Source organism: Thiolinea disciformis DSM 14473, from assembly GCF_000371925.1.
Taxonomy (GTDB): Bacteria; Pseudomonadota; Gammaproteobacteria; order Thiotrichales; family Thiotrichaceae; genus Thiolinea; species Thiolinea disciformis.
Genome location: NZ_AQVE01000001.1, coordinates 266,256 through 288,649, shown reverse-complemented (window position 1 = coordinate 288,649; position 22,394 = coordinate 266,256). Strand labels below are relative to the sequence as shown.

The following is a 22,394-nucleotide window of genomic DNA, read 5'->3' as shown; positions in this document are numbered from 1 at the left end:
GCGCAGGAATCCACTCTTACAGACTAAGGAAGGCAGATATGCGCTATTTCCGTTCTACACTTTTTTTGCTATTTTCCGTGGCCAGTACGTCCGCTTGGGCTGATTGCCGCTCTCCTGATTTCGATGCATGGTTAAGTGATTTTAAACAAGAAGCCGCTGCTTCAGGTATCTCTGCCGCCACGCTAGACAATGCCTTAACCAATATTCGTCCCGACCCTTCCGTTATTCAGCGCGACCGTTCTCAGGGGGTGTTTGCACAAACCTTTTTGGAGTTTTCCTCTAAAAAAGTGAATAGCAATCGTATGAATTTGGGGCGTGCCAATATTGCCAAAAATGGCGCTTTATTTAGTCGTATTGAACAGCAATTTGGTGTTCCCGCTGAGATTCTGGCTGCGTTCTGGGGCTTGGAAACTGATTTTGGGGCAGTGACAGGCGACTTTCCCACGATTCGCTCTTTAGTCACACTGGCACACGATTGTCGCCGCCCCGACTTATTCCGCCCCGAATTAATGCACGCCTTGCAATTAGTCCAAAAAGGTGACCAAACGCCAGCCAGTATGCGGGGCGCGTGGGCTGGTGAATTAGGGCAAATGCAATTTATTCCGTCTAGTTATAACAAATTCGGGATTGATTTTGATGGCGATGGGCATCGTGATTTGATTCACTCCAGAGCGGATGCCTTAGCCTCAGGGGCTAGCATGTTGCGCAATTATGGCTGGCGGGCGGGTGAACCGTGGTTGCGCGAAGTACGTGTGCCAAAAGATATGGATTGGTCACTGGCACGCCTCGACAATAAACTGCCCATTAGCGAATGGGCTGCACAAGGTGTTACTACCCCAAGCGGCAAAGCGTTAAATGGCGGAGGCAGTGCCGCGTTATTACTACCCATGGGACGACTCGGCCCTGCGTTTTTGGCCTATCCCAACTTCGATGTGTTATTACAATGGAATGAATCAACTGTTTACACTACGACCGCTGCCTATTTTGCCACGCGCCTAGCAGGAGCAGGTGCTATGAGTCCGGGCAATGGTTTAGTGCCCAAGCTTTCGTTAAACCAAGTCCGTGATTTGCAAGCGCGCTTACAAGCCCGTGGTATGAATGTGGGTAAAATCGATGGCATTATCGGCGAGCAAACCCGTGCAGCGGTACGTTCTGTACAAAAACAATTAGGTTTACCTGCGGATGGTTATCCTGACCCTAGCTTATTAAGCAAACTGTGAGAGCGTTTCGTCCCGAACTATTAAGGCCGCCACGTGATTTTGTGCGCCCACAACTGCCCCATGATCGGCCTATTTGCTTGGAAATTGGTGCAGGCGTGGGCTTACACGCCTTAAGTTTTGCGGCACAACATCCTACGATAGAGCTGTATGCGATTGAGCGTACGGCTGAGAAATTTCAGAAGTTTTGGCACAGTTATCAAGCCAATCCGCTTAGGAATTTGCATCCCATTCATGCGGATGCGATTCCTTGGGTGGTACATGCTTTACCGCCAGAAAGCTTGGAGCGGGTCTTTATTCTCTATCCCAATCCCGAACCCAAAAACCCTGCGCAACGCTGGCTCAATATGCCATTTTTCGCATTTTTGTTATCACGCCTCAAACCTCGGGGACACGTTCATTTAGCGAGCAATATTCCCGAGTACCTTGCCGAAGCGAAGCAGCAAGCCGAACAAACTTGGCAGCTACCTTACGAAGAAAAGACTCTTTCAGAACCGGGGCGAACACACTTTGAGATTAAGTATTTACAGCGCGGTGAACCTTGTCGAGAGTTAGTGTTTACGAAACCTATTATAGGCAGCTAAGTTAGGGGAAGGCCTTCTTCAATAGGCTTTGCAAAGCTTATTTCTGGCTTATGCCAAACTTAGGTTATGGAGTGAGTAGCCTACTGCCGCAGTAAGCTACTTATCAAGTAAATCAACTTATTGAGCAGGCAACAATTCTGCTTTGCCAGATTCAGTCACAATAGTTTGTAAATGTTGTGGATCTGAGCGATATAAATCCAAAGTAGGTTTGCCAGTTTGAATAAAAGACACAATATCTTTGGCTATTTCTTTAGGTGCTTCCCATTGAATATTATGCCCTATATCGTTTTCTTGTGAACCAGAAGCAGGTAAAGGAATAGTACCATATTGCTTCCAGAAATAGTTGGTTTTGCCTGCTTTAGCCGCTTCAGTCAAAGCCGCTTTTATGCCAGTTTGATCAGGGTCGTTATAGAAGATTGCATCTTGTGTACCCCACAGTACTAAAGCGGGAATGGTTAAATTTTTGAGTCGTTCAGTATTGTCCTGCCCCAGTAAGGCTTTGGTTGCGCCCATCCATGTACCTAATTTGACGTGGGCAGTTTCTTTAACGATAGCGGCAACTAATTTAGGATCAGCTATGACATCCACATCCCAAGAGTTGGCCAACCATGCTTCAATATTAGGGTCAGCATCACTGGGGCTGGCGTTATAAATAGCTTCAGGCTGTGTGATTTTCTTTTCATCCAATGCTTTTTTCCACGCTCCCTCCACTGGCTCCTTCAATACATAATCACGTAACACTGGATTGTCTAGCCCCTTATTGGAGGTAGCAACGAGCACTACCTTATTGACTTTATCAGGGTGTGCCAATGCCATTTCTTGGGTAATAAAACTACCCATCGAATGCCCTACGAAGTGAGCTTTAGCAATATTTTTAGCTTGCATAAAGGCCACAATATCGTCTGCAAAATCACTCATCTTGTAGCAGGTTTCCGGCTTTTCCGCGCACTTTTCTGCGGGTGGTAAAGAGCTAGCACCATGTCCGCGTTGATCTAAGGCAATAATGTGCCAATCAGGTTGCATTTCACGCAATGTCCGCATCACCAGAGACCACGAGCGACTACTATCGGTTAAACCGTGGAGCAAAAAAACGGTTTCACCATCTGGTTTACCCGCTTCAACATAGGCCATTTTAATGCCTGTGCTCAGTTCAAGCGTACATTTACCTTGATCCACATCTTCACAAGATTCAGCAGCGAAGCCCTTACTGGTACTCACTAAAGCAAGGCTCATTGCCATAGCTGCCATAATTTGCCGATGCCATTTACTGAGTGGCTGCTGCATATCTTCTCTCCTCAAGTGGTGTGTAACTTTAAGAAACGCTTCTTCAAACACTGGGCTTTCAACAGCTACCTAAGTTGTGATTAGGTGAAGTTAACAACTTCGCTTATTTATTTGACCTAAGAAACGCTCAGTGTTTGTAACTTAATAAAGTTATCACTTCTAGGTTTTTACAAAAAGAACCCTGTTAAAGTGATTCTTTTTTCATGAGCACGACCACCGTGCGAGATCCGTCCTACGGGGCAGTCGATAACCCTCTGAATTGGGCGTTTAATCCCAGCCATATCAATCAAGTGTGGGCGGCTGACATCAATTATCTACATGCCTTTGAAGGTTGGTTATACTTGGCTATCGTGATGGATTTATATTCTCGACGGATTATTGGTTGGGCACTATCGGCACGTATCACTACCGATGTAGTCTTACAGGTATTGCACAATGCCTTAGTGTACGACAGCCGACTCCTCAAGCATGGTTGTTGTTTCATTCCGATCGGGGATCGCAATACACTAGCCTGCGCTTTCAACAAACACTTGCTTTACACCGCATCCAGCCTTTATGGGCGTTAAAGGCGCTCGCTATGATAATGCAGTGGTTGAACGTTTCTTCGGCAGCCTTAAACACGAGTGGTTAAACAACCTAGTTGAACAAAAAAACGCTTAAACAGGTATCTTAAATCACTTGACCAGAACATAAGTAAGGAGCGCAATGGTCTTGTAAAAGGTGATGAATTCGTTGTTGGCTAATTAAAATAAATGATTATTTTGTGAGCATTGTTGTCCAAGTGACGACTTGTTAAACTAGTTATGATAATAATCTAAAAAACAATTCGGTAATGGGATGATAATCACACCACATAAGCATTAATCGATTTTAATTTCACGCTTATGTTTACCACCAAAGGAACAATTTATGCAGCAACTCCTACAGGGTGAGCCTTGCCCTGATCAGGCTGTAAATGGCTTAATGCCACATTTATTACATCAATTACACGCCATTCAACAACAGTATCGTTATATACCTACACAGCAATCTAAACAGGTTTCTGAAACCCTGCAATTACCACTAGCACAAATCGAATCCGTTATCGACTTCTATTCCTTTTTCACCCGCACACCACGCGGTCAGTACACTCTGTTATTTAGTAATTGCACCAGTTGTGGTGATTTAGCATTAATGCGCGAGCTTTGCCAATTGCTCAAAGTAGAACAAGGTATTACACGCACAGATGGACTGGTTAGTATTGATGAAACCTCTTGCATTGGTATGTGCGATCATGGCGCTTCACTACTGATTAATGATCGAGTGATCGCGCATTTAGATTCAACGCGTCTTAAACAGATTGCCGAGTACATTGAAAGCAAAACACCCTTAGATCAATGGTCACCTGAACTGTTTAGCATTAACACCCAAATTTATAAAAAGGGTTTGTTGCTGGAGCAACCTTTGGAACAAGGTAGTGCTTTAACTGCCGCATTTAAATTAGGTAGCGATGCTTTAATTCAAACCCTTAAACAATCTGGCTTACGCGGTCGTGGTGGCGCAGGGTTTACTACAGGGATGAAATGGGAGTTTTGTCGTCAAGCGCAAGGAGCACAACATTATGTAGTGTGTAATGCGGATGAGGGTGAACCTGGCACGTTTAAAGATCGGATTTTATTAACCGATCATGCACACGAACTGTTTGAAGGTATGACCGTGGCGGCGTATGCGCTTGGTGCACAGCAAGGTTATTTATATCTGCGCGGTGAATACCGTTATCTTGTGCCGCACATTCAACAAGTACTGACTGAGCGCCGTCAGCAACAGTTATTAGGGCAAAACATCTTAGGTCAACAAGGCTTTACTTTTGATATTGAATTAGTGGTGGGTGCGGGGGCTTATATTTGTGGTGAAGAATCAGCACTACTAGAGTCTTTAGAACAGAAACGTGGTGTACCACGCATTCGACCACCGTTTCCTGTGACACACGGTTATTTAGGCCAACCTACTGTGGTGAATAATGTCGAGACCTTTGTCGCTGCGGCACATATCGTATCTAAAGGCGCAAACTGGTTTAAAGCACATGGTACGGAACAATCAGCGGGTTCTAAACTGTTGAGTATTAGCGGCGATTGCACCAAAGCGGGCATTTATGAGTATGCGTTTGGTGTTACGGTGCAACAAGTATTAGACGATTGTGGGGCTAGTGATGCGCAAGCCGTACAAGTGGGTGGCCCTTCAGGTACTTTAGTGCATCGCAAAGACTTTGGACGCCAATTAGCATTTGAAGATTTAGCCACGGGCGGCTCGATCATGATTTATGGGCAACAGCGTGATCTGTTGAAAGTCGTGCGTAATTTCACCCATTTCTTTGCGCATGAAAGCTGCGGCTTTTGTACACCCTGTCGTGTGGGTACGCCGTTATTGCGCAAGTACTTAGATAAAATCGAAGCAGGACACGGCACAGCTTATGACCGTGAAGAAATGGCACGCTTAGCCAAATTGGTAAAAAAACGTTCGCATTGTGGTCTGGGGCAAACCGCAGCCAATCCGATTTTGGATTTATTAGAACACTTTCCGCATGTGTGTGAGCAACGCTTATTGCATCAAGAGTATGAACCATTTTTCAATCTGGATGCGGCGCTGGAAACAACACGTCAACTCAGCCATCGCGACGATGCGGAGGCGCATTTAGCATGAATCAATTATTAGAAAACACCCTGACGATTGATGGTCAGGTAGTACCCTTTAGTGCAGGGCAAACCATTATGGATGCAGCCTTGGCGGCAGGGATTTACATTCCGCATTTATGCCACAAGCCCGAACTCAAACCACATGGCAGTTGCAAACTGTGCACGGTAGATGTGGACGGGCGCAGCATGTCGGCGTGTACCTTTCCCGCCAGTCAGGGTATGCAAGTTGCCAATAATACGCCTGCCTTAACCGAAGTCCGTAAGACCTTAGTGCAAATGTTATTTGTCGAGGGCAATCATTTATGCCCCACCTGTGACAAAACGGGTGACTGTACCTTGCAAGCTTTGGGCTACCACTTAGGGATGCTCGATGGGCATTTCCCACCCTTTTATCCGCGTCGTGAAGTGGATGCGTCCCACCCTGATCTGATTTTGGATCGTGACCGTTGCATTATGTGTGGTTTGTGTGTGCGTGCCAGCCAACAGATTGATGGCAAAAATGTATTTGCTTTAAGCGGACGGGGTGCGCAAAACCATGTAATTGTAAACTCACCCTCTGGCAAATTGGGCGATAGCGATTTAAACAAAGACGATTTAGCTGCACATATTTGTCCTGTAGGGGCAATTCTGCCGAAAAATCACGGGCATGAAGTCCCGATTGGACGGCGTACCTTTGATTTGCACACGGTTGCAGAATCGGATATTGCCACCTTCAATCTGCACAAAACGGAACACCATGATGACTAATAAAGTACGCGTTGCTACGACCTCGTTGGCAGGTTGTTTTGGTTGCCATATGTCGTTTTTAGATATGGATGAACGCTTGGTGGGTTTGCTCGAACACGTGGAATTTGATCGTTCACCCTTGACCGATATTAAACACTGTCAGCCTTGCGATATTGGTTTGGTCGAAGGTGGTTTGTGTAATGCTGAGAATGTGCATGTACTGCGCGAATTTCGCAACAACTGCAAGATTCTGATTGCGGTCGGTGCGTGCGCTATCAATGGTGGTGTGCCTGCGATGCGCAATCATTATGAGGTGCAAGAGTGTTTGCAAGAAGCCTATTTGAATGGCGTGGGCGTGGATAATCCGATGATTCCCAGTGATCCTGAATTGCCCTTATTGCTTTCCAAAGTACATCCGCTGCATGAAGTGGTGCGTGTGGATTATTACCTACCTGGTTGTCCACCGTCTGGTGATGCATTTTATGCGATCTTAAGTGATTTACTCGCGGGGCGTGAGCCGTCTTTGTCGAAAACCATGCTGCACTACGATTAAGGAATTACTATGTCAGACAAGCACTTACGCCGTATTGCCATAGACCCGATTTCGCGGGTAGAAGGTCACGGCAAAATCACTTTATTGATGGATCAAGATAATCATGTGCAAGAAGCACGTTTGCACATTGTCGAATTTCGCGGTTTTGAAAAATTCATTCAAGGTCGTCCCTTTACTGAAGTCCCTTATTTCGTACAGCGTTTATGCGGGATTTGCCCTGTTTCGCATCACTTAGCCGCAGCGAAAGCCGTTGATCAATTGGTCGGTGTTGACCCAGAAAGTGTCACGCCCACAACCCATAAATTGCGTCGTTTATTGCATTTTGGACAAGTGTTGCAATCACATGCTTTGCATTTCTTCCACTTGTCTTCACCGGATTTATTGTTCGGTTTTAGCTCTAATCTCGCGCATCGTAATATTGTGGGTGTACTGGAAGATTATCCCGATATTGGCTTAAAAGGCGTGAAGCTGCGCAAGTATGGGCAACAAGTGATTGCCGCGATTGCAGGTAAACGTATTCACGGTGCTGCAACCGTACCAGGGGGTATGAATAAGTCGTTGAGCGATGAGGAACGCAAAGCCTTATTGGTCGATATTAAAGATATTATTCAATGGTCACAGGATGCGGTCGATTTAAACGAACAGATTCACTTGCAACACCCTGAAAATCATGGCTTTGCCACCCTCACGACCAGTTATTTAGGTATGGTCGGCAAGCAAGGTGAAATGGAGCTGTATCACGGCGGTTTGCGGGCGCGTCACGCCGATGGTTCAGCCATTATTGATCAGTTTGATTATACGAATTACACGCAATTGCTACGTGAAGAAGTGCGCAACTGGTCGTATATGAAATTCCCGTACTTAACTAGCTTGGGTAGGGAAAACGGCTGGTATCGGGTAGGGCCGTTAGCACGGGTCAATTTAGCTGATTTCATTACTACCCCTAAAGCCGAAGCCGCACGCCAGAAGTTTCGAGCCTTTGCTCATGGTGGCTATGTGCATGACACGCTGGCTTATCACTGGGCGCGTATGATTGAAATGTTGCACTGTGCCGAAGCGATTGAGGAACTGTTACATGACCCTGACATTATGGGTACGGATTTAGTAGTAAAAGGCACGGCGCGGCGTGAAGGTATTGGTGTGATTGAAGCACCACGTGGTACGTTGTTCCATCATTATCAAATTGACGAACAAGGCTTGATTGAAAAAGCTAATCTGATTGTCTCCACCACTAGTAATAATCAGGCAATGAATGAGTCGGTACGTTCGGTGGCGAATCAGTACTTGGAGGGGCAAGAGATCACTGAAGGTTTGCTCAATCATTTAGAGGTGGCGATTCGTGCTTATGACCCCTGTTTATCGTGTGCCACACACGCGTTGGGCAAAATGCCGCTGCAAGTGGAATTGCACAATGCACAGGGCGACGTGATCAGTTCCTTAAGCAAAAGTGCCAATGGTACTATTGGATGCACATTTGATTAAGCCAGCCCCGATTCTACTGTTCGGCTATGGCAACCCAGGGCGCGGCGACGACGCTCTGGGCTATCTCTTCATCGAAGCCATGAATGCCAAACCGTTACCCCATGTCGAGTGCCTCACCGACATGCAACTGCAAGTCGAACACATCACCGATTTAGTCGGGCGTGAAAAAATCATTTTCATCGATGCGGATGTCAGTTGCGCTGAACCTTATGTGTTTGAGCCTTTAACAGCACAACAGGATTGCAGCTACACCAGCCACGCGATGACACCTGCGGCGTTGTTACATGCTTATCAGGAAGTGTATCAATGTGAAGCCCCACCTGCGTATCTGTTGAGGATTCGGGGGTATGCGTTTGAGTTGGGGGCGGGGTTGAGTGAGGGAGCTATGAAAAATTTGGGTGAAGCGTTTAATCAGGTGAAAGAGGTTTACCGAATCCAGTAGCCCTAACCCATGATATACTCAAACCTAACCTCAGAAACGAGTCGTACTCCATGACGCAGCGCAAAAAACTACCCATTGGCATCCAGACCTTCCGCGAAATTCGCGTGGATAATCATTACTATGTCGATAAAACCGCACTAGCATTAGACTTGATCAATCATGGCAAACACTACTTTCTCTCACGTCCGCGTCGTTTTGGTAAAAGTCTATTCCTAGACACGTTAAAAGAGCTGTTTGAAGGCAACGAGTCACTATTTCAAGGCTTAGCCGCACAAAATCAATGGGATTGGTCAGTTAAATATCCCGTACTACGTTTTAGCTTCGGGAGTGGGAAATTTACGGATACTGAGGGTTTGGAAAACTCGCTAAATACCCAATTACTTTTACTGGAAGATAAATGGGGTATAACTAAAAGAGTACCTGATATTGGTGGTCGCTTTGCTTATTTAATAGCTGAAATTTACAAAGTAACGCAATTACCGATAATTATATTAATTGATGAATATGATAAGCCGATTTTAGATGCTTTAGATAAGCCCGATTTAGCAAGAGCTAATCGTGACGCACTACGCAGCTTCTACGCCACTATCAAGGATTACGATCCTTATATTAAGTTTAGCTTCCTAACTGGAGTTAGTAAGTTTTCTAAAGTCAGCTTATTTTCTGGTTTAAATAATCTATATGATCTTACTTTAGACCCTCATTATAGTTCTATTTGCGGTTATACAGATTATGATATTGATACTATATTTGCGCCTGAATTAATTGACCTTGATCGTGAGCAAATAAAGCAATGGTACAATGGTTATAATTGGCTAGGTGAAGGTGTTTATAATCCGTTTGATATATTGCTACTATTTAGACAACGTCACTTTAAAAACTACTGGTTTGAAACAGGCACGCCTACCTTCTTGATTAACCTACTAGTAAAACGAAAAGTAACAAGTCTAGCACTAGACAAAATGATTGCCAACTCAGCTCTTTTATCTAGTTTTGACGTAGAGGATATTGCAACAGAAGCCCTATTATTTCAAACAGGGTATTTAACCATTCATCATTATGAAAACTTAGCAGGGCAAGAGTTTTTTACTTTAGGATACCCTAATCAAGAGGTACGTCAAAGTTTAAATGAAAGTATACTGCAAGCTCTCGTAAAAGATGCGTCTAAACAAGTTGTGAATAGCGCCCAACTCTATCGCTTACTATTAGTCAATAACTTTGATGGTTTGCGACAACTCTTTCACTCGTTTTACGCCAGCATTCCTTATAACTGGTATAGTAGTAATGATATTCAAAACTATGAAGGCTATTATGCCAGTGTATTTTATTCCTACTTTGCAGCCTTAGGTTTAGATGTCATTATTGAAGATGCCTCTAATCATGGTCGCCTCGATATGGCATTAAGATTTAATGGACAAGTGTACTTATTTGAATTTAAAGCCGTTGATGAAAAACCCACAGGTGCAGCCTTACAACAAATCCATGACAAACGTTATGCCGATAAATATCGTGCTTTAAATCAGCCGATTCATCTAATTGGTGTAGAGTTTAGTAAGCAGGATCGGAATATAGTAGGCTTTGTGGTAGAGCAAGGTTAATTATCAAACCAAACCACTAGCCGAACATGTTCTTCGCCGTAACGCTGAGCCATTGCCCCCATTAAAGCCATTAAGTCATCAAAACCGCATTAGCATTTTTATCGAACAACGCCTTTTCACCTCCTCTAAATCATGTCCAGCCTTTAAATATAGAGCTCCGTCAAAGCGTTTTCAACTCCCTCAAATCATGACCGAGGATTGATCAGTATTATAGGGTAGCTTAATTAGCAGAATTTACTATATATGATTGAACTTTAATTTTTCCATGATAAGCCACAATGGCCACATTGATGGATGTCAGCTTGCAGAAAATGATGATATGACTTGGATCGTCTAAAGCCACTCATAAAAAAAGGAGCTGATTTTCTTTCAAAAAAGAACTGTGAGCATCTTGGACAAATAGATAAAGTGCAACTAAAAAAAATAGATTAATATAAGCAAAATACCTAATAAAGCTCCCAGCATAAAATATTCTTTTTGCAGAATAGTATAAAAACTCAAAGATAACAAGAGAAGCTCTAAACCGACACAAGCCATCAAATAACGAAATTTTAAATTTTTTAATCTATTGATTTCGAACTCAGATTTCGAATCATCGACTTTTAGATCTTTGTTATTTACAATAAACAACTTGAACAAATGCACTAGAATATAGACAGCGGCAAGCAAGCCGATAAATGCGAGGATAGTATCTACATACTGCGTGAAAAATAATAGGAAAACGATCCACGCAATAAGCCTAAAAGAGAATTTTTTACTTAACTTGAAGAGCCTTTCCATCTAAATTTTAAAAAACCTTAAAGTCATGCATCTTACTCCTGTATTTAAAAAGTCGGTAAGTATACTTACCGACTGGTATCTTTATTCAGCTAATTACAGCTTTCAAATATCAAATCTCACACCCTGAGCCAGCGGCAAACTGCGTGAATAATTCACGGTACTTGTTTGTCTACGCATGTACGCTTTCCACGCATCCGAGCCAGATTCACGTCCACCACCCGTTTCTTTTTCGCCGCCAAACGCCCCGCCGATTTCTGCACCAGATGGGCCGATATTCACATTGGCGATACCGCAATCGGAACCGGTAACCGATACAAAGGTTTCCGCTTCGCGCACATCGTTGGTGAAGATGCAGGAAGATAAGCCTTGAGGGACATTATTTTGCAGAGCGATAGCTTCATCCAGTGTTTTATAGCGCAACACGTATAAGATAGGCGCGAAGGTTTCTTCTTGCACCACGGCGGTTTGCACTGGCATTTCGACTAAGGCCGGTTTCACATAAGCACCACCTTTTACCCCGTCCACCAACTCACCACCGTGAACTGTACCACCTTGGGCTTTAGCATTTTCGAGAGCATGTTGCATGGCTTGAAGTGCCGCTTGATCAATGAGGGGGCCGACTAAAGTGCCTTGCTCCAAAGGACTGCCAATCGGGACAGACTTGTAAGCGTTCAATAATTTAGGAAGCAATTGATCAGCAATCGATTCGTGCACAATCAAACGTCTTAGGCTGGTACAGCGCTGCCCACAAGTACCAATCGCCGAGAACGTAATTGCGCGTACTGCCAAATCTAAATCCGCACTCGGTGCAACAATCATGGCATTATTGCCGCCCAACTCCAGCAAACATTTGCCGAAACGTGCTGCAACTTTGGGGGCAATGGCGCGTCCCATGCGTGTTGAACCAGTTGCTGAGATCAATGCTACTTTAGGCGATTCCACCAAAGCATTGCCCAAACTCGCGCCACCAATAACGACTTGCAATAAATGTTCAGGCGCATCACCAAACCGTTTTAAGGCACGCTTGGCAATTTCATGCGTTGCTAAAGCGGTCAATGGCGTTTTTTCGGACGGCTTCCAAATAACTGCATTACCGCAAATCAAGGCGAGCGCGCTATTCCACGCCCACACTGCGACGGGGAAATTGAATGCGGTAATCACACCGACCACCCCCAAAGGTTGCCACGTTTCCATCATGCGATGGCCGGGGCGCTCTGAGGCGATGGTGAGCCCAAATAATTGGCGCGATTGTCCTACGGCAAGATCGCAAATATCGATCATTTCCTGAACTTCGCCCAAACCTTCGGAGAGTATCTTGCCCGCTTCCAGAGATACTAAACGCCCCAGTTCTTGCTTGGCAGCACGTAATTCTTCACCTAATAAACGTACTAATTCACCCCGTCGTGGAGCCGGAATGGAACGCCATGCTAAAAAGGCTTGCTCCGCATGGGCTATTATTTGCGCCATATTTGCTTCAGGGGTTTCTTGCAGCTTGGCTAATTCTGAGCCATCGACAGGGGTACGCACACTCAAGCTGCCATTGGCTTTATTAAACTGCTGCAAATCAAATACGCCCAAAATATCTTGATAAGGCATGTTTCAAGCTCCTTGCGTTTCAAATCGGTTATACAGCGAACCATTACGCGTTTTAAGCAATAAATCCAGTGGAATGTCTTCTTGTTTTAAAAAGCCCTGTTGCGGCAATAAGCCTTGGCTCACTAATTCAATCACTGCACAGGCAGAGGCCGAAGTCGTCCACGCAATCGCGGTGCGCATAACAGCATTGACCTCTACAGGATAATAAGCGCGTACCAATTCTTTGCGCCCCAAACGCCCATGTTGCCAACCTTCCGCAGCCGCATGGACATAGACCACATCATCCGCCACAGGTGGTTTCGCATTCGTAAGAATCTGCCCCGCTTCCTCGCGCCGCTCACGCATCAAAAGCTCATGAAAAAAGAAATTCATCAACTGTACATGCCCCGGATAACGCATGGTTTTGTAATCGAGATTATCAATTTTGCCTAAATAGGTTTCGCACATCGTACCTAAACCACCCGAGGTGGTGAACGCCTCTAACTTAATCCCGTGAATATAAATCGTTTCCAGCCACTCCATTGCTGACACCCATTTATGCTGCCCGCCCTCAATCACCTCACAATCATTGAGATACTCATTTACCACCCCTTCTGGCGACCAATTGAAAGCATACCCTAACAGTCCCGTTGGATTTTGTGGTAAAGCACCAACCCGCAAACGTAATGAGCGCACTTTATCAAACTGGTTTACCAAGTGTGCCCCCACAATCCCAATAAAACCCGGTGCAAGCCCACATTGAGGCGCCATTAAACCTTTAGAGGTTTTGCTCAACTCAATAATCGCTTGAGTAGTAGGCACATCTTCGGTCAGATCAAAGTAGTGCATACCAAGATCATGCGCAACCTTGGCAATAGCTTTATTGAGGTGATAAGGCAAACATGAGAGTACAGCTTGATAAGGGGTTAGGGTGGTTTGCAGACTAGCAAGATCGGATAAATTTGCCACTTGGGTCTTGAACGTTTTTGGTTCAAACGCTTGGCTATCGATACCGGTGACTTGAAAACCCGTATCGTGCAGTAATTGAGCGGCAAGAGCACCCACTTTACCCAGACCGAGAACAGCGATGCGATTAAATGTCATTGTTATACTTCCTCCTAGTTGAAGCACTTATACGGTGCTTTTTGTCAACTTTGCAGAGTTTGCGCTGAAAAGTCAAAGCGCTGCGGTAGCTGGTGCTAGCTTTATCTTCCAGCTTAAAGTAAGCAGGAAATTATCAAGTACATAGCCATAATTCGGGTAAAAAACCACTATTTTTGTCTATGCGTCACCAAAAATAATACTCAAATCAATTTCAGCTTCAGCAAACGGGGGAATACGCACTTTAGCCGCTTGTACATCGCGGTATTCGGCAGAAAACACCACATGATAATGCTCACCCACTAGTTGATAAGCAATCAGGGTGCGATCTTCAGGTGAGATAATCCAATAAAAGGGCACACCATAACGTTGTAAAGCCATAAATTGAGTGAAAATATCTTTGCGCTCATGCCCTGGGGAGGTAATTTCGCACACCCAATCTGGCAACAACTCCATTACACCTTGCGGGCGTTTTGGATGGCGCTCTTTACACCACCCTGCTAAATCGTGAGTGGGCGCGTGATGTTCATTATAGCGCACACTGATTTCGGTCATGACCCACCAACCACCTTCATCTGAGCGGCGTTTGAAAGGCAGGATTTCGTCAGATAATCCTGATTGAACTAAAGCGTGCTCAGAACGCGCCATGGGGCGTTTTACTATCTCACCATGGATTAGCTCAATACGTTCTTCATGCAATTCAAGTAGATTGGCAACGGTTTTTAAGCGCTGAGCTTCCACAATTGAGTACTCCCGTTATAAAGGTTTCTTTTAACATGCAGTCAAGACCTTACACAAATCTTAGATATTGGCGTTATTGGATCGAAGCAACGCTTTTAGCTGCCCTATTTCTAATGGTGGATTAGCAGTATGCAACATCGCATGGCAATTAGGGCAAACTGGCCTGAGATCATTGATAGGATCAACTTGATAGTGTTCACCAATATATGCCACGGGCACTAAATGGTGCACATGCATAAAACCATCACCAATAGCGCCATAAACTTTAGAAAATTCAAACTCACAGACCGAGCACCGCTTACCCCAGTAAGCAATGCATTGTTTACGGGCTTTTATATTTCTTTCATAAGCGTTAACGATGATGGTTTTTTTGCACCCTCATAAAACTCTGTTTCTGGATCAAAAACTAATTCTTCAGCATAAGGTTGCTCGCCTGTTAAGTGGCAATCTACTAATGCATCTACAAGCTCTGGCTTTAATTGCCATACAAAAAAACGCCCCTCTTCCCAGCCATTGAAAAACAAATCCCAGTATTTATACCTTTTTGAGCTGCGTTGTGTCAGTTGAATATCGTAAAATCTAGCGATACGTTTTGCATACCTGCCAATCTCCGAATTTAAAGGGGCATGAGGGTGGGTACCTTGATAACCCAACAAAATACCTATTTGACTAGCATAAGCCTTATACTCATTAGACGAGTACAAAATTTGAAAAATAGCTAAGTCCATTTCATGGGTTAATTCTGTATTGCGAAGAATTTCAGACCATTGTTTCTTGCTTAACGTGCTTGCCATTATGCTTTCCTATCAGTTATCAAAAGAAAACTTTATGATAAAGCTGCCTAAACACTAACGGTTTTAGAACCCTAAACTAATCGTGGCTGCGTCAACACCTCAGGCCGCAAAATATCATCCAGCTTTTCTTTTGATAATAGACCTTTAGCCAGCACTAAATCGTAGACACTCCCGCCTGTTACCAAAGCCTCTTGCGCAATTTCCGTCGCATTGGTGTAGCCAATATAAGGGTTCAGCGCAGTGACAATGCCAATTGAGTTTTCTACCGTGCGACGCAAGTGATCACGATTAGCAGTAATGCCATCCACGCATTTATGAGCCAAAGTCAAGCAGGCATTTTGCAGATGATTCACGCTTTTATAGAGGCTATGCGCAATAATTGGCTCAAAGGCATTGAGTTGTAACTGACCCGCTTCCGCCGCAAATGTGACCGTCACATCATTCCCGATGACCTCAAAAGCCACTTGGTTCATGACCTCTGGAATCACCGGATTGACTTTGCCCGGCATAATCGATGAACCCGCTTGCATCGGCGGCAAATTGATTTCCCCAAAGCCTGCACGCGGCCCGCTCGAGAGTAAACGCAAGTCATTACAAACTTTAGAAAGCTTTACTGCAATACGTTTCAACACACCCGACAATTGCACAAAGCCGCCGCAGTCTTGGGTCGCCTCAATGAGATTGGGGGCAGTGATGACCGGCACACCGGTTAATTCGCGTAAGTGTTTACACACCAAGGCTGCATATTCAGGACGCGTGTTAATACCGGTACCAATCGCGGTTGCACCTAGATTTATTTCGGTAATTAAGGACAAAGCCTCACGCAAACGCTGTTCATCTTCACCCAACATTACCGCATAAGTACTAAACTCCTGTCCCAAGGTCATAGGCACTGCATCTTGCAATTGGGTGCGCCCCATCTTCAAAATATCTTTGAATGCTTCCGCTTTCGCTTCAAACGATTGACGCAATACCGACATCGCCGTGAGTAATTTCATCACGCCAAAATAGCCTGCGACTTTCAATGCACTGGGGTACACATCATTGGTTGACTGGCTCATATTCACATGCTCGTTTGGATGCAGCACTTTATAAGCGCCTTTCGGCTCACCCAAACTTTCTAAGGCTAAATTGGCAATAACCTCATTCGCATTCATATTGGTGGAAGTTCCTGCCCCGCCTTGAATCACATCCACTACGAATTGATCATGGCAGCGCCCCGCATAAATTTGCTCGCACGCTTTGGCAATAGCCGTGGTTTTGATGTCGTCTAACAACCCTAAGTCGTGATTAGCGAGAGCAGCCGCGTGCTTGATATAAGCCAGTGCCAAAATCAAATCGGGATAAATGGAAATCGAAACGCCTGTGATAGGGAAGTTTTCGACAGCGCGCAAGGTGTGTACGCCATAGTAAGCCTCGGCTGGAATTTCTTTGTCGCCGAGTAAATCATGTTCTATACGGGTGGTGGTCATGTGGTGGCTCGTATTTTTAGGATATAGAAGCCATCTATTATTACCGAAATAGCCGCGTTTCAGAGTGAATTTTAAGTGGCAAGTGAAAATAGTGAGGCTTTCGTAAGGCTAAACGCAATTGACCACATCGTCACCCCGACAAGTGTATCCAGTAGGCGCCAGCTCATGGGATTGGCAAACCAAGGTGCTAAACACCGTCCACCCCATGCTAATAAACTAAACCACGTGAGCGAAGCAAACCCCGCTCCAATTGCAAACCAAATATTTTGCGGTTGGGGCAATTGACCACCCAGACTACCCAACAAAATTACCGTGTCCAAATACACATGTGGATTGAGTAAGCTCAAGGCTAAGGTTGTTAAGATGGCGGCTGGTAGACTAGCAGCCGTTGCACTATTGGCCGTCAACTGGCTAGGATGTAACGCACGTTTAAACGCTAGCAAACCATAGATAAACAAAAACACTGCACCGCCCCAAGTGGTTATTTGTAATAGCCAAGGAAACTGTTGAATTAATGTGCCTAGCCCCCAAACCCCTGCGCTAATCAACGCTACATCAATCAGAATACATAAGCCTGCCACCAGCATCACATGCTGATTGCGCAATGCACTGGTGAGAACGAAAGCATTTTGCGAACCAATCGCCACGATTAAGCCAGCGCCCATGCCAAAACCTTTCATGAATGCGGTTACGGCCATTTCACGTTTCTCGATAAAACTACGAATCTGAGCTAGCCCATCGCTTGAGTAATTATGGTTCTAGCTCAACGCTGATGAGCAAAGCAGGTTAATCGGGGAAATATTCGGTATGACTTTCGCCGTCACGTCCCCAATACACTACACGCCGTCCATTTAAAAACGCAAAATAGCCTACCACACCCGCAGCCATGGAGCGGCGTGTAAAGATTTCGTAAGACTGATGATTAACTTGGCTGTCGAGAATAATGGTTTTGAGGGTGAGTTTATCTAAAGCCCGCGCAATAGGCGGCAAATTTTGATAATGAATCAGGGTCTCCACAGTTTGCCCGTCATTGCTATAAAAGGTTTTGCCCTGCTTTACATAATCCACATAATAGTAATCTACATCGGCCTTGAGCAGATTGCCGACCACCTCAGGAAAAGCCATTCGACTGGCTAAAGTGGCATCGGAGACGTGCTGAATTAAAGCTTTGTCCATTAATAAAACCCCTCAATAAAAAAATTATTTTTGTGTTGCGTTAAAAAATTCCCAATAAAACGCCTTCGGCCATGGCCTCGCCCAACTCTTCGCAGGTTTGCAAAAACTCAGATCTGAATGCACCTTTCAGTACAATAGGCTCTTGTACCAGCTTCCAGCGTAGGCCGATCATAATACGTTCCACGCTATTCACGGTACCCGTTCCATCAGTCCCCGCACGGACATAAAGCGCCACTGGCAACGCTTGGGTCTGCTCTAAACAAGGGTAATAAATGCGCTCGAAAAAGTCCTTCAGCGCACCACTCATGTAGCCAAAATTCTCGGTTGTGCCCAAAATAATCGCGCTAGCATTCAAGACATGCTCAGCATTAGCCTCAAAAGGCGATAGCTCAAGTACTGGCAAATCAGTACGCTTTGCACCAGCCGCCACCGCTTGGCGCAAGGCTAGCGTATTGTCCGAGGGCGTGTTCGCGATAAGCAATAAGGGGCGCATCTTCAGTTTTCGTGTTGGCCAATAAGTTTGATAGTATCATGCACGCTTCAAAGCCATTCAAACTACCCGTGTATTGATTAAGATGTCGAAAAAACCTCCCATTCCAATTTTCAATCACCCGATTATCGAAACGCATTGCCACCTTGATTATCTTGAAGGTGAAGTGCTGGAAGCGGCACTAGAAGCCGCCAAAGCCGTGAATATTGAGCGGATTATTACCATTGGCGTATCGCCGGACAATCTGGAAGCTGTGATGCAACTGGCACAACACTACGCGCAAGTTTGGGGGACACAAGGGATTCATCCACATGATTCCAAAGACTATAACGTGGCTGTTGAAGCACAGATTCGTGCGAATGCCCAACACCCCAAAATGCTGGCGATTGGCGAAATTGGTTTGGATTATTACTATGATCACTCCGACCGTGCCGTCCAGCGTCAAGTGTTTGAAAGCCAATTACAAATCGCCATTGACTTAAATATGCCCGTCGTCATTCATACCCGTGATGCGGATGAAGATACGCAAGCGATTTTGCAAAACTTCGTTGGATTAATGCAGCAACGCGGAGTCATTCATAGCTTCACTTCGAGTAAAGTCTTGGCGGAATACTGTTTAGGCGAAGGTTTCTGTTTAGGTTTCAATGGCATTAGCACTTTTAAACCAGCGGACAATGTGCGAGAAATTATTGGTTTAACACCGGTCGAACAAATTCTATTTGAAACCGATGCACCATATTTAACCCCTATCCCCTATCGGGGACAAAAAAACGAACCGAAGTATCTACCCTTTATTGCGGAGCAAGTGGCAAGAGTGAAGGGTCTAGCGGTGGAGGAGCTATTACCGCAGGTCTGGCAAAACAGTATGCGAGTGTTTTGGAATGGTTCTCATTAAAGGCTAAGCTCAAACCCTAGGGATTCAACACTGGGTTTAAGCGATAAACGCTATTTAGGCCACTGCCTTATTCTGTTTTACCAGCTCAGTTACATTCGCCCAACCACGTCCAGACCCCACATTTGATGAGCGGGTACGTCAAGCTTTAGAACCGCCTTTTTGTGGGCAGAGTTAGGGTATTTTGGTAAAGGCGTGGGCAAGCATTATCACGACGTGAATGAGCTGTTAAAGTGGATTGATAATCATACTCGCGGATCAACCCCTAACTCCCCTACCACTGCCCCCGCCAGCAACACTTTTAAGTGTGTGGTATGTTTCATAAGCTCCCTCGTTGCCTTGGTTTTTTGCTGAGCTCCGCAATCATTTGGGGCGGTTTTTCTTGAAATAAGCGCTCGAACTCATTCATCTCCCCTAGCACATACGCGATTTTCAGTAGGTTCTGAAAGTTAATCTGCCCAGTGGTTTCAAAGCGTTTGATATTGGCCTCCGCTACACCCGATTTACCAGCTAAGGTGCGCCGTGTCAGTTTTTCCGCCAAACGCCTTGCCTTCGCCCTAGCTGCTATGACAAGTAATAAAGATTCTGGTGTATTAAAACTAAAAGTCATTATATTACCTTTAATAGTTAATCTTTCTTTACTATAGCTATAATATTAGCTTTTAACTTTAAGTAGATAAAACTTAATCTGCAATTTCATTCAATCATTCCCAAGCGCGAAGCGGTAAACTAACGACTATTGAATCTATCTGTCCTTAAGTTTATGAAGTTTGATATGCAGCAGCCCAGCGTTTGGCTTAAACGCTCAAGCGCAGCTATGGCGATTGAGTTGCGTCGCAATTGGCGCAGTTCAATCGGCTATGATCTACATACTCATGCTGAGTATTCAATCGGGCTAGTGGATGAGGGGCAGGCACTGTATCAATCGGGTCAACAACAGTGCTTCATTAAAGTCGGTGATCTCATCACCATAGATGCTGCATTAGTTCATGCTTGCAATCCCAGCGCTGAACCTTGGTCTTATCGTATGGTATTCGTCGAAGCACCCTACTTAAACACATTACTCCAAAGCTCTCAAACACTAAGCTTTGCCCACCCTTATCAAAACTCTCCAAAGCTTCACAACTTATTCAATGCACTATTTACTAGCGTGGTAGAGGACGAGACGGCCTTCATTATCGAGTCTCAGCTCATCGATTTATGTGGTGCTTTGTGGCGAAGACACGAACCCACTGTTCAAATGATTGAGCCAGCCGGTTTGCGGCGGGTAAGAAATCTACTACATGAACAAGCGGATCAGGAATTCCATTTGCAAGAACTCAGTGCAGTAGCTGGTTTGACACCTTATCAGTTGGTGCGGCATTTTAAGAAAACTTATGGTTTACCACCTCATGCGTTTCAATTGGATCGGCGCATCCAACAAGCTAAACCTTTATTGCGGCAAGGTGCTCATTTAAGTGAAGTGGCTCAAACACTAGGCTTTGCAGATCAGGCTCATTTTCAGCGCCACTTCAAAAGACGCCTGGCCCTTACCCCAAAAACGTATCAACAACATTTTATGAGAATCTAATGCGATGAAATATCAACTCGCTCAATTGAATATTGCGACATTATTAGCACCCCTTGATTCACCGGAACTCAAGGACTTTGTCGATAATTTAGATCGCATCAATGCGCTAGCAGAACAATCTCAGGGCTTTGTGTGGCGCTTACAAACAGCAGCGGGCGACGCGACAGCCTTACGTCCATTTGGTGAGGATGTGATTGTTAATTTATCCGTGTGGGACAGTGTAGAAGCCTTGCATCAGTTTGTCTATCGTAGCGCCCATGCGCCAATTATGAGTCGCCGCCGCGAATGGTTTGCACGCATGGCGCAGGCTTATATGGTGTTATGGTGGGTTCCCACAGGCCATCAGCCAAGCGTCGAAGAAGCGAAACAGCGTTTGGAGCAATTACAAACGCAAGAGCCCAGTGCAGAGGCTTTTACCTTCAAAAAACTGTTTCCGCCCGAAGCCCTTGACGCATCATTTTAACACCCATTTCCTCTTAACACCCGCTTCGCAAAAGGCGAGGAGGATAACAAGACTTAGCCTAGGCGGCGGCAGCCATGCGTAATTGCGTTTGTTCGGCGACCAAACTTTGCCCTTGCTTGACTAACTGGTCAATTTCAATACTCACCAAGCGCCCCAAAATACGCTCATTTAAGCCGGATGCACGTGTCAGCGCTTCTTGTCGGGTATAAATGAAACTTTCGATAATCAAACCACACACCGTAGCATGTAACTTGTGCAGAATATGAATAACCTGTTGCGCTTCTTGCGCTGGTAACTCCGCCAGTAAGCGCTCTTGCAAGAAATTCATAATCCATGACCACATACTCAGTACTGCCGAATTGGGGACATTATGTTTCACCCGCACAATGCCCATTAAGGCTTGCCAATTCCAATACAAATCATCGAAACCGGCTGACATGGTAACACGATACCATTCTTGCAAAATGGACTCACGCTGCTGGCGTGTCATGCCGGTGATATGCGCATGTGCTTCAGGATCAGAATAAATGAGGTCGTAAAAGCCTTTGATAACCGTTGTTTCATAACGCGTAAAAAAATCACTGTAGCGGCGCAGTGTTATCCCATCTTCTACCGTGGGGCGCATAAAAACGGGAATATTTTGCAGGATTAACTGTGTCATTGCTGAGAGGTTCATAGCCCATTCCTTTGAACGTTTGTCATTAAGCTTTAGTTGTTATAGTGCCCAAATGCATTCGCTTGAAGCACGCTAAAAGATAACGAAATCAGTCAACATTTCCTAG

24 protein-coding genes are annotated in these 22,394 nt (G+C 45.0%); 12 read left to right on the top strand and 12 right to left on the bottom strand.

What is annotated here, in order from left to right; translation table 11 throughout:
- The first annotated feature begins 38 nt into the window (after positions 1–38).
- Both A3IE_RS0101370 and A3IE_RS0101365 read left to right on the top strand, forming a co-directional pair.
- Positions 39–1,220 carry a lytic murein transglycosylase gene (locus A3IE_RS0101370; RefSeq protein ID WP_020393777.1) on the top strand — a complete coding sequence of 394 codons (1,182 nt, stop codon included), beginning with the start codon at positions 39–41 and terminating at the stop codon, positions 1,218–1,220.
- Positions 1,217–1,801 carry a class I SAM-dependent methyltransferase gene (locus A3IE_RS0101365; protein WP_020393776.1) on the top strand — a complete coding sequence of 195 codons (585 nt, stop codon included), beginning with the start codon at positions 1,217–1,219 and terminating at the stop codon, positions 1,799–1,801. The genes A3IE_RS0101370 and A3IE_RS0101365 overlap by 4 nt, the downstream gene beginning before the upstream one ends.
- Positions 1,802–1,918: 117 nt before the next feature.
- Here A3IE_RS0101365 and A3IE_RS0101360 read toward each other — a convergent pair whose 3' ends face one another.
- Positions 1,919–3,085, bottom strand: coding sequence for an alpha/beta fold hydrolase (locus A3IE_RS0101360; protein WP_020393775.1), 1,167 nt, complete (start codon positions 3,083–3,085; stop codon positions 1,919–1,921).
- A gap of 203 nt (positions 3,086–3,288) precedes the next feature.
- Here A3IE_RS0101360 and A3IE_RS21575 point away from each other — a divergent pair, with 203 nt between their 5' ends.
- From A3IE_RS21575 to A3IE_RS0101325, 7 genes are all read left to right on the top strand, one after another.
- Entirely contained in the window at positions 3,289–3,651 is a 363-nt protein-coding gene (locus A3IE_RS21575) for a DDE-type integrase/transposase/recombinase (protein ID WP_051062460.1), read from the top strand.
- Positions 3,652–3,994: 343 nt separating this feature from the next.
- Positions 3,995–5,764 (top strand): NADH-ubiquinone oxidoreductase-F iron-sulfur binding region domain-containing protein, encoded by a 1,770-nt coding sequence (locus A3IE_RS0101350; protein ID WP_020393774.1) that lies wholly within the window; start codon positions 3,995–3,997, stop codon positions 5,762–5,764.
- On the top strand, positions 5,761–6,504 hold the full coding sequence (locus A3IE_RS0101345; RefSeq protein ID WP_020393773.1) for a 2Fe-2S iron-sulfur cluster-binding protein: 744 nt from the start codon (positions 5,761–5,763) through the stop codon (positions 6,502–6,504). Before A3IE_RS0101350 ends, A3IE_RS0101345 begins: the two co-directional genes overlap by 4 nt.
- Positions 6,494–7,036 (top strand): NADH-quinone oxidoreductase subunit B family protein, encoded by a 543-nt coding sequence (locus A3IE_RS0101340; protein WP_245539161.1) that lies wholly within the window; start codon positions 6,494–6,496, stop codon positions 7,034–7,036. Before A3IE_RS0101345 ends, A3IE_RS0101340 begins: the two co-directional genes overlap by 11 nt.
- Positions 7,037–7,045: 9 nt before the next feature.
- Positions 7,046–8,518 carry a Ni/Fe hydrogenase subunit alpha gene (locus A3IE_RS0101335; RefSeq protein ID WP_020393771.1) on the top strand — a complete coding sequence of 491 codons (1,473 nt, stop codon included), beginning with the start codon at positions 7,046–7,048 and terminating at the stop codon, positions 8,516–8,518.
- Positions 8,490–8,960 (top strand): hydrogenase maturation protease, encoded by a 471-nt coding sequence (locus A3IE_RS0101330; RefSeq protein WP_020393770.1) that lies wholly within the window; start codon positions 8,490–8,492, stop codon positions 8,958–8,960. Before A3IE_RS0101335 ends, A3IE_RS0101330 begins: the two co-directional genes overlap by 29 nt.
- A gap of 50 nt (positions 8,961–9,010) precedes the next feature.
- Entirely contained in the window at positions 9,011–10,558 is a 1,548-nt protein-coding gene (locus A3IE_RS0101325; protein WP_020393769.1) for an ATP-binding protein, read from the top strand.
- Between the two features lie 882 nt (positions 10,559–11,440).
- On the opposite strand, the gene amaB is transcribed toward A3IE_RS0101325, so the two are convergent.
- From amaB to A3IE_RS0101280, 9 genes are all read right to left on the bottom strand, one after another.
- Positions 11,441–12,934, bottom strand: a complete 1,494-nt coding sequence (gene amaB, locus A3IE_RS0101315; protein WP_020393767.1) for an L-piperidine-6-carboxylate dehydrogenase — start codon at positions 12,932–12,934, stop codon at positions 11,441–11,443.
- Between the two features lie 3 nt (positions 12,935–12,937).
- Complete coding sequence (locus A3IE_RS0101310; protein WP_020393766.1) at positions 12,938–14,017, bottom strand: saccharopine dehydrogenase family protein; 1,080 nt, start codon at positions 14,015–14,017, stop codon at positions 12,938–12,940.
- Positions 14,018–14,194: 177 nt separating this feature from the next.
- Positions 14,195–14,755: a Uma2 family endonuclease gene (locus tag A3IE_RS0101305; RefSeq protein ID WP_020393765.1), complete on the bottom strand. Its 561-nt coding sequence runs from the start codon at positions 14,753–14,755 to the stop codon at positions 14,195–14,197.
- 60 nt (positions 14,756–14,815) lie between these two features.
- On the bottom strand, positions 14,816–15,070 hold the full coding sequence (locus A3IE_RS23355) for an HNH endonuclease (RefSeq protein ID WP_281167166.1): 255 nt from the start codon (positions 15,068–15,070) through the stop codon (positions 14,816–14,818).
- A gap of 17 nt (positions 15,071–15,087) precedes the next feature.
- Positions 15,088–15,549 carry a hypothetical protein gene (locus A3IE_RS0101300; protein WP_020393764.1) on the bottom strand — a complete coding sequence of 154 codons (462 nt, stop codon included), beginning with the start codon at positions 15,547–15,549 and terminating at the stop codon, positions 15,088–15,090.
- Positions 15,550–15,620: 71 nt separating this feature from the next.
- On the bottom strand, positions 15,621–17,021 hold the full coding sequence (gene aspA, locus A3IE_RS0101295) for an aspartate ammonia-lyase (RefSeq protein ID WP_020393763.1): 1,401 nt from the start codon (positions 17,019–17,021) through the stop codon (positions 15,621–15,623).
- A 71-nt stretch (positions 17,022–17,092) separates the two neighbouring features.
- Entirely contained in the window at positions 17,093–17,719 is a 627-nt protein-coding gene (locus A3IE_RS0101290) for a LysE/ArgO family amino acid transporter (RefSeq protein ID WP_020393762.1), read from the bottom strand.
- An 88-nt stretch (positions 17,720–17,807) separates the two neighbouring features.
- Positions 17,808–18,197: a DUF1398 family protein gene (locus tag A3IE_RS0101285; RefSeq protein ID WP_020393761.1), complete on the bottom strand. Its 390-nt coding sequence runs from the start codon at positions 18,195–18,197 to the stop codon at positions 17,808–17,810.
- Between the two features lie 40 nt (positions 18,198–18,237).
- The gene (locus tag A3IE_RS0101280; protein WP_020393760.1) at positions 18,238–18,690 is read right to left on the bottom strand and encodes a flavodoxin family protein; all 453 of its coding nucleotides are present in this window, start codon (positions 18,688–18,690) and stop codon (positions 18,238–18,240) included.
- 82 nt (positions 18,691–18,772) lie between these two features.
- On the opposite strand from A3IE_RS0101280, the gene A3IE_RS0101275 reads away from it, so the two are divergent.
- The gene (locus A3IE_RS0101275) at positions 18,773–19,582 is read left to right on the top strand and encodes a TatD family hydrolase (protein ID WP_020393759.1); all 810 of its coding nucleotides are present in this window, start codon (positions 18,773–18,775) and stop codon (positions 19,580–19,582) included.
- A gap of 316 nt (positions 19,583–19,898) precedes the next feature.
- Here the strand turns inward: A3IE_RS0101275 and A3IE_RS0101270 are convergent, their stop codons facing one another.
- Positions 19,899–20,189, bottom strand: coding sequence for a hypothetical protein (locus A3IE_RS0101270; protein ID WP_020393758.1), 291 nt, complete (start codon positions 20,187–20,189; stop codon positions 19,899–19,901).
- 165 nt (positions 20,190–20,354) lie between these two features.
- On the opposite strand from A3IE_RS0101270, the gene A3IE_RS0101265 reads away from it, so the two are divergent.
- Positions 20,355–21,149, top strand: coding sequence for an AraC family transcriptional regulator (locus A3IE_RS0101265; RefSeq protein ID WP_020393757.1), 795 nt, complete (start codon positions 20,355–20,357; stop codon positions 21,147–21,149).
- A 4-nt stretch (positions 21,150–21,153) separates the two neighbouring features.
- Positions 21,154–21,612 carry a DUF3291 domain-containing protein gene (locus A3IE_RS0101260; protein ID WP_020393756.1) on the top strand — a complete coding sequence of 153 codons (459 nt, stop codon included), beginning with the start codon at positions 21,154–21,156 and terminating at the stop codon, positions 21,610–21,612.
- A gap of 58 nt (positions 21,613–21,670) precedes the next feature.
- On the opposite strand, the gene A3IE_RS0101255 is transcribed toward A3IE_RS0101260, so the two are convergent.
- The gene (locus tag A3IE_RS0101255) at positions 21,671–22,288 is read right to left on the bottom strand and encodes a protoglobin domain-containing protein (protein WP_020393755.1); all 618 of its coding nucleotides are present in this window, start codon (positions 22,286–22,288) and stop codon (positions 21,671–21,673) included.
- Positions 22,289–22,394: the final 106 nt, after the last annotated feature.

What these genes read in the sequence shown, in the direction of transcription:
- A3IE_RS0101370 (WP_020393777.1), top strand. Translation starts at nt 39, where the DNA reads ATGCGCTATTTCCGTTCTACACTTTTTTTGCTATTTTCCGTGGCCAGT.
- A3IE_RS0101360 (WP_020393775.1), bottom strand. Translation starts at nt 3,085, where the DNA reads ATGCAGCAGCCACTCAGTAAATGGCATCGGCAAATTATGGCAGCTATG.
- A3IE_RS21575 (WP_051062460.1), top strand. Translation starts at nt 3,289, where the DNA reads ATGAGCACGACCACCGTGCGAGATCCGTCCTACGGGGCAGTCGATAAC.
- A3IE_RS0101350 (WP_020393774.1), top strand. Translation starts at nt 3,995, where the DNA reads ATGCAGCAACTCCTACAGGGTGAGCCTTGCCCTGATCAGGCTGTAAAT.
- A3IE_RS0101345 (WP_020393773.1), top strand. Translation starts at nt 5,761, where the DNA reads ATGAATCAATTATTAGAAAACACCCTGACGATTGATGGTCAGGTAGTA.
- A3IE_RS0101340 (WP_245539161.1), top strand. Translation starts at nt 6,494, where the DNA reads ATGATGACTAATAAAGTACGCGTTGCTACGACCTCGTTGGCAGGTTGT.
- A3IE_RS0101335 (WP_020393771.1), top strand. Translation starts at nt 7,046, where the DNA reads ATGTCAGACAAGCACTTACGCCGTATTGCCATAGACCCGATTTCGCGG.
- A3IE_RS0101330 (WP_020393770.1), top strand. Translation starts at nt 8,490, where the DNA reads ATGGTACTATTGGATGCACATTTGATTAAGCCAGCCCCGATTCTACTG.
- A3IE_RS0101325 (WP_020393769.1), top strand. Translation starts at nt 9,011, where the DNA reads ATGACGCAGCGCAAAAAACTACCCATTGGCATCCAGACCTTCCGCGAA.
- amaB (WP_020393767.1), bottom strand. Translation starts at nt 12,934, where the DNA reads ATGCCTTATCAAGATATTTTGGGCGTATTTGATTTGCAGCAGTTTAAT.
- A3IE_RS0101310 (WP_020393766.1), bottom strand. Translation starts at nt 14,017, where the DNA reads ATGACATTTAATCGCATCGCTGTTCTCGGTCTGGGTAAAGTGGGTGCT.
- A3IE_RS0101300 (WP_020393764.1), bottom strand. Translation starts at nt 15,549, where the DNA reads ATGGCAAGCACGTTAAGCAAGAAACAATGGTCTGAAATTCTTCGCAAT.
- aspA (WP_020393763.1), bottom strand. Translation starts at nt 17,021, where the DNA reads ATGACCACCACCCGTATAGAACATGATTTACTCGGCGACAAAGAAATT.
- A3IE_RS0101290 (WP_020393762.1), bottom strand. Translation starts at nt 17,719, where the DNA reads ATGGCCGTAACCGCATTCATGAAAGGTTTTGGCATGGGCGCTGGCTTA.
- A3IE_RS0101285 (WP_020393761.1), bottom strand. Translation starts at nt 18,197, where the DNA reads ATGGACAAAGCTTTAATTCAGCACGTCTCCGATGCCACTTTAGCCAGT.
- A3IE_RS0101280 (WP_020393760.1), bottom strand. Translation starts at nt 18,690, where the DNA reads ATGCGCCCCTTATTGCTTATCGCGAACACGCCCTCGGACAATACGCTA.
- A3IE_RS0101275 (WP_020393759.1), top strand. Translation starts at nt 18,773, where the DNA reads ATGTCGAAAAAACCTCCCATTCCAATTTTCAATCACCCGATTATCGAA.
- A3IE_RS0101270 (WP_020393758.1), bottom strand. Translation starts at nt 20,189, where the DNA reads ATGACTTTTAGTTTTAATACACCAGAATCTTTATTACTTGTCATAGCA.
- A3IE_RS0101265 (WP_020393757.1), top strand. Translation starts at nt 20,355, where the DNA reads ATGCAGCAGCCCAGCGTTTGGCTTAAACGCTCAAGCGCAGCTATGGCG.
- A3IE_RS0101260 (WP_020393756.1), top strand. Translation starts at nt 21,154, where the DNA reads ATGAAATATCAACTCGCTCAATTGAATATTGCGACATTATTAGCACCC.
- A3IE_RS0101255 (WP_020393755.1), bottom strand. Translation starts at nt 22,288, where the DNA reads ATGAACCTCTCAGCAATGACACAGTTAATCCTGCAAAATATTCCCGTT.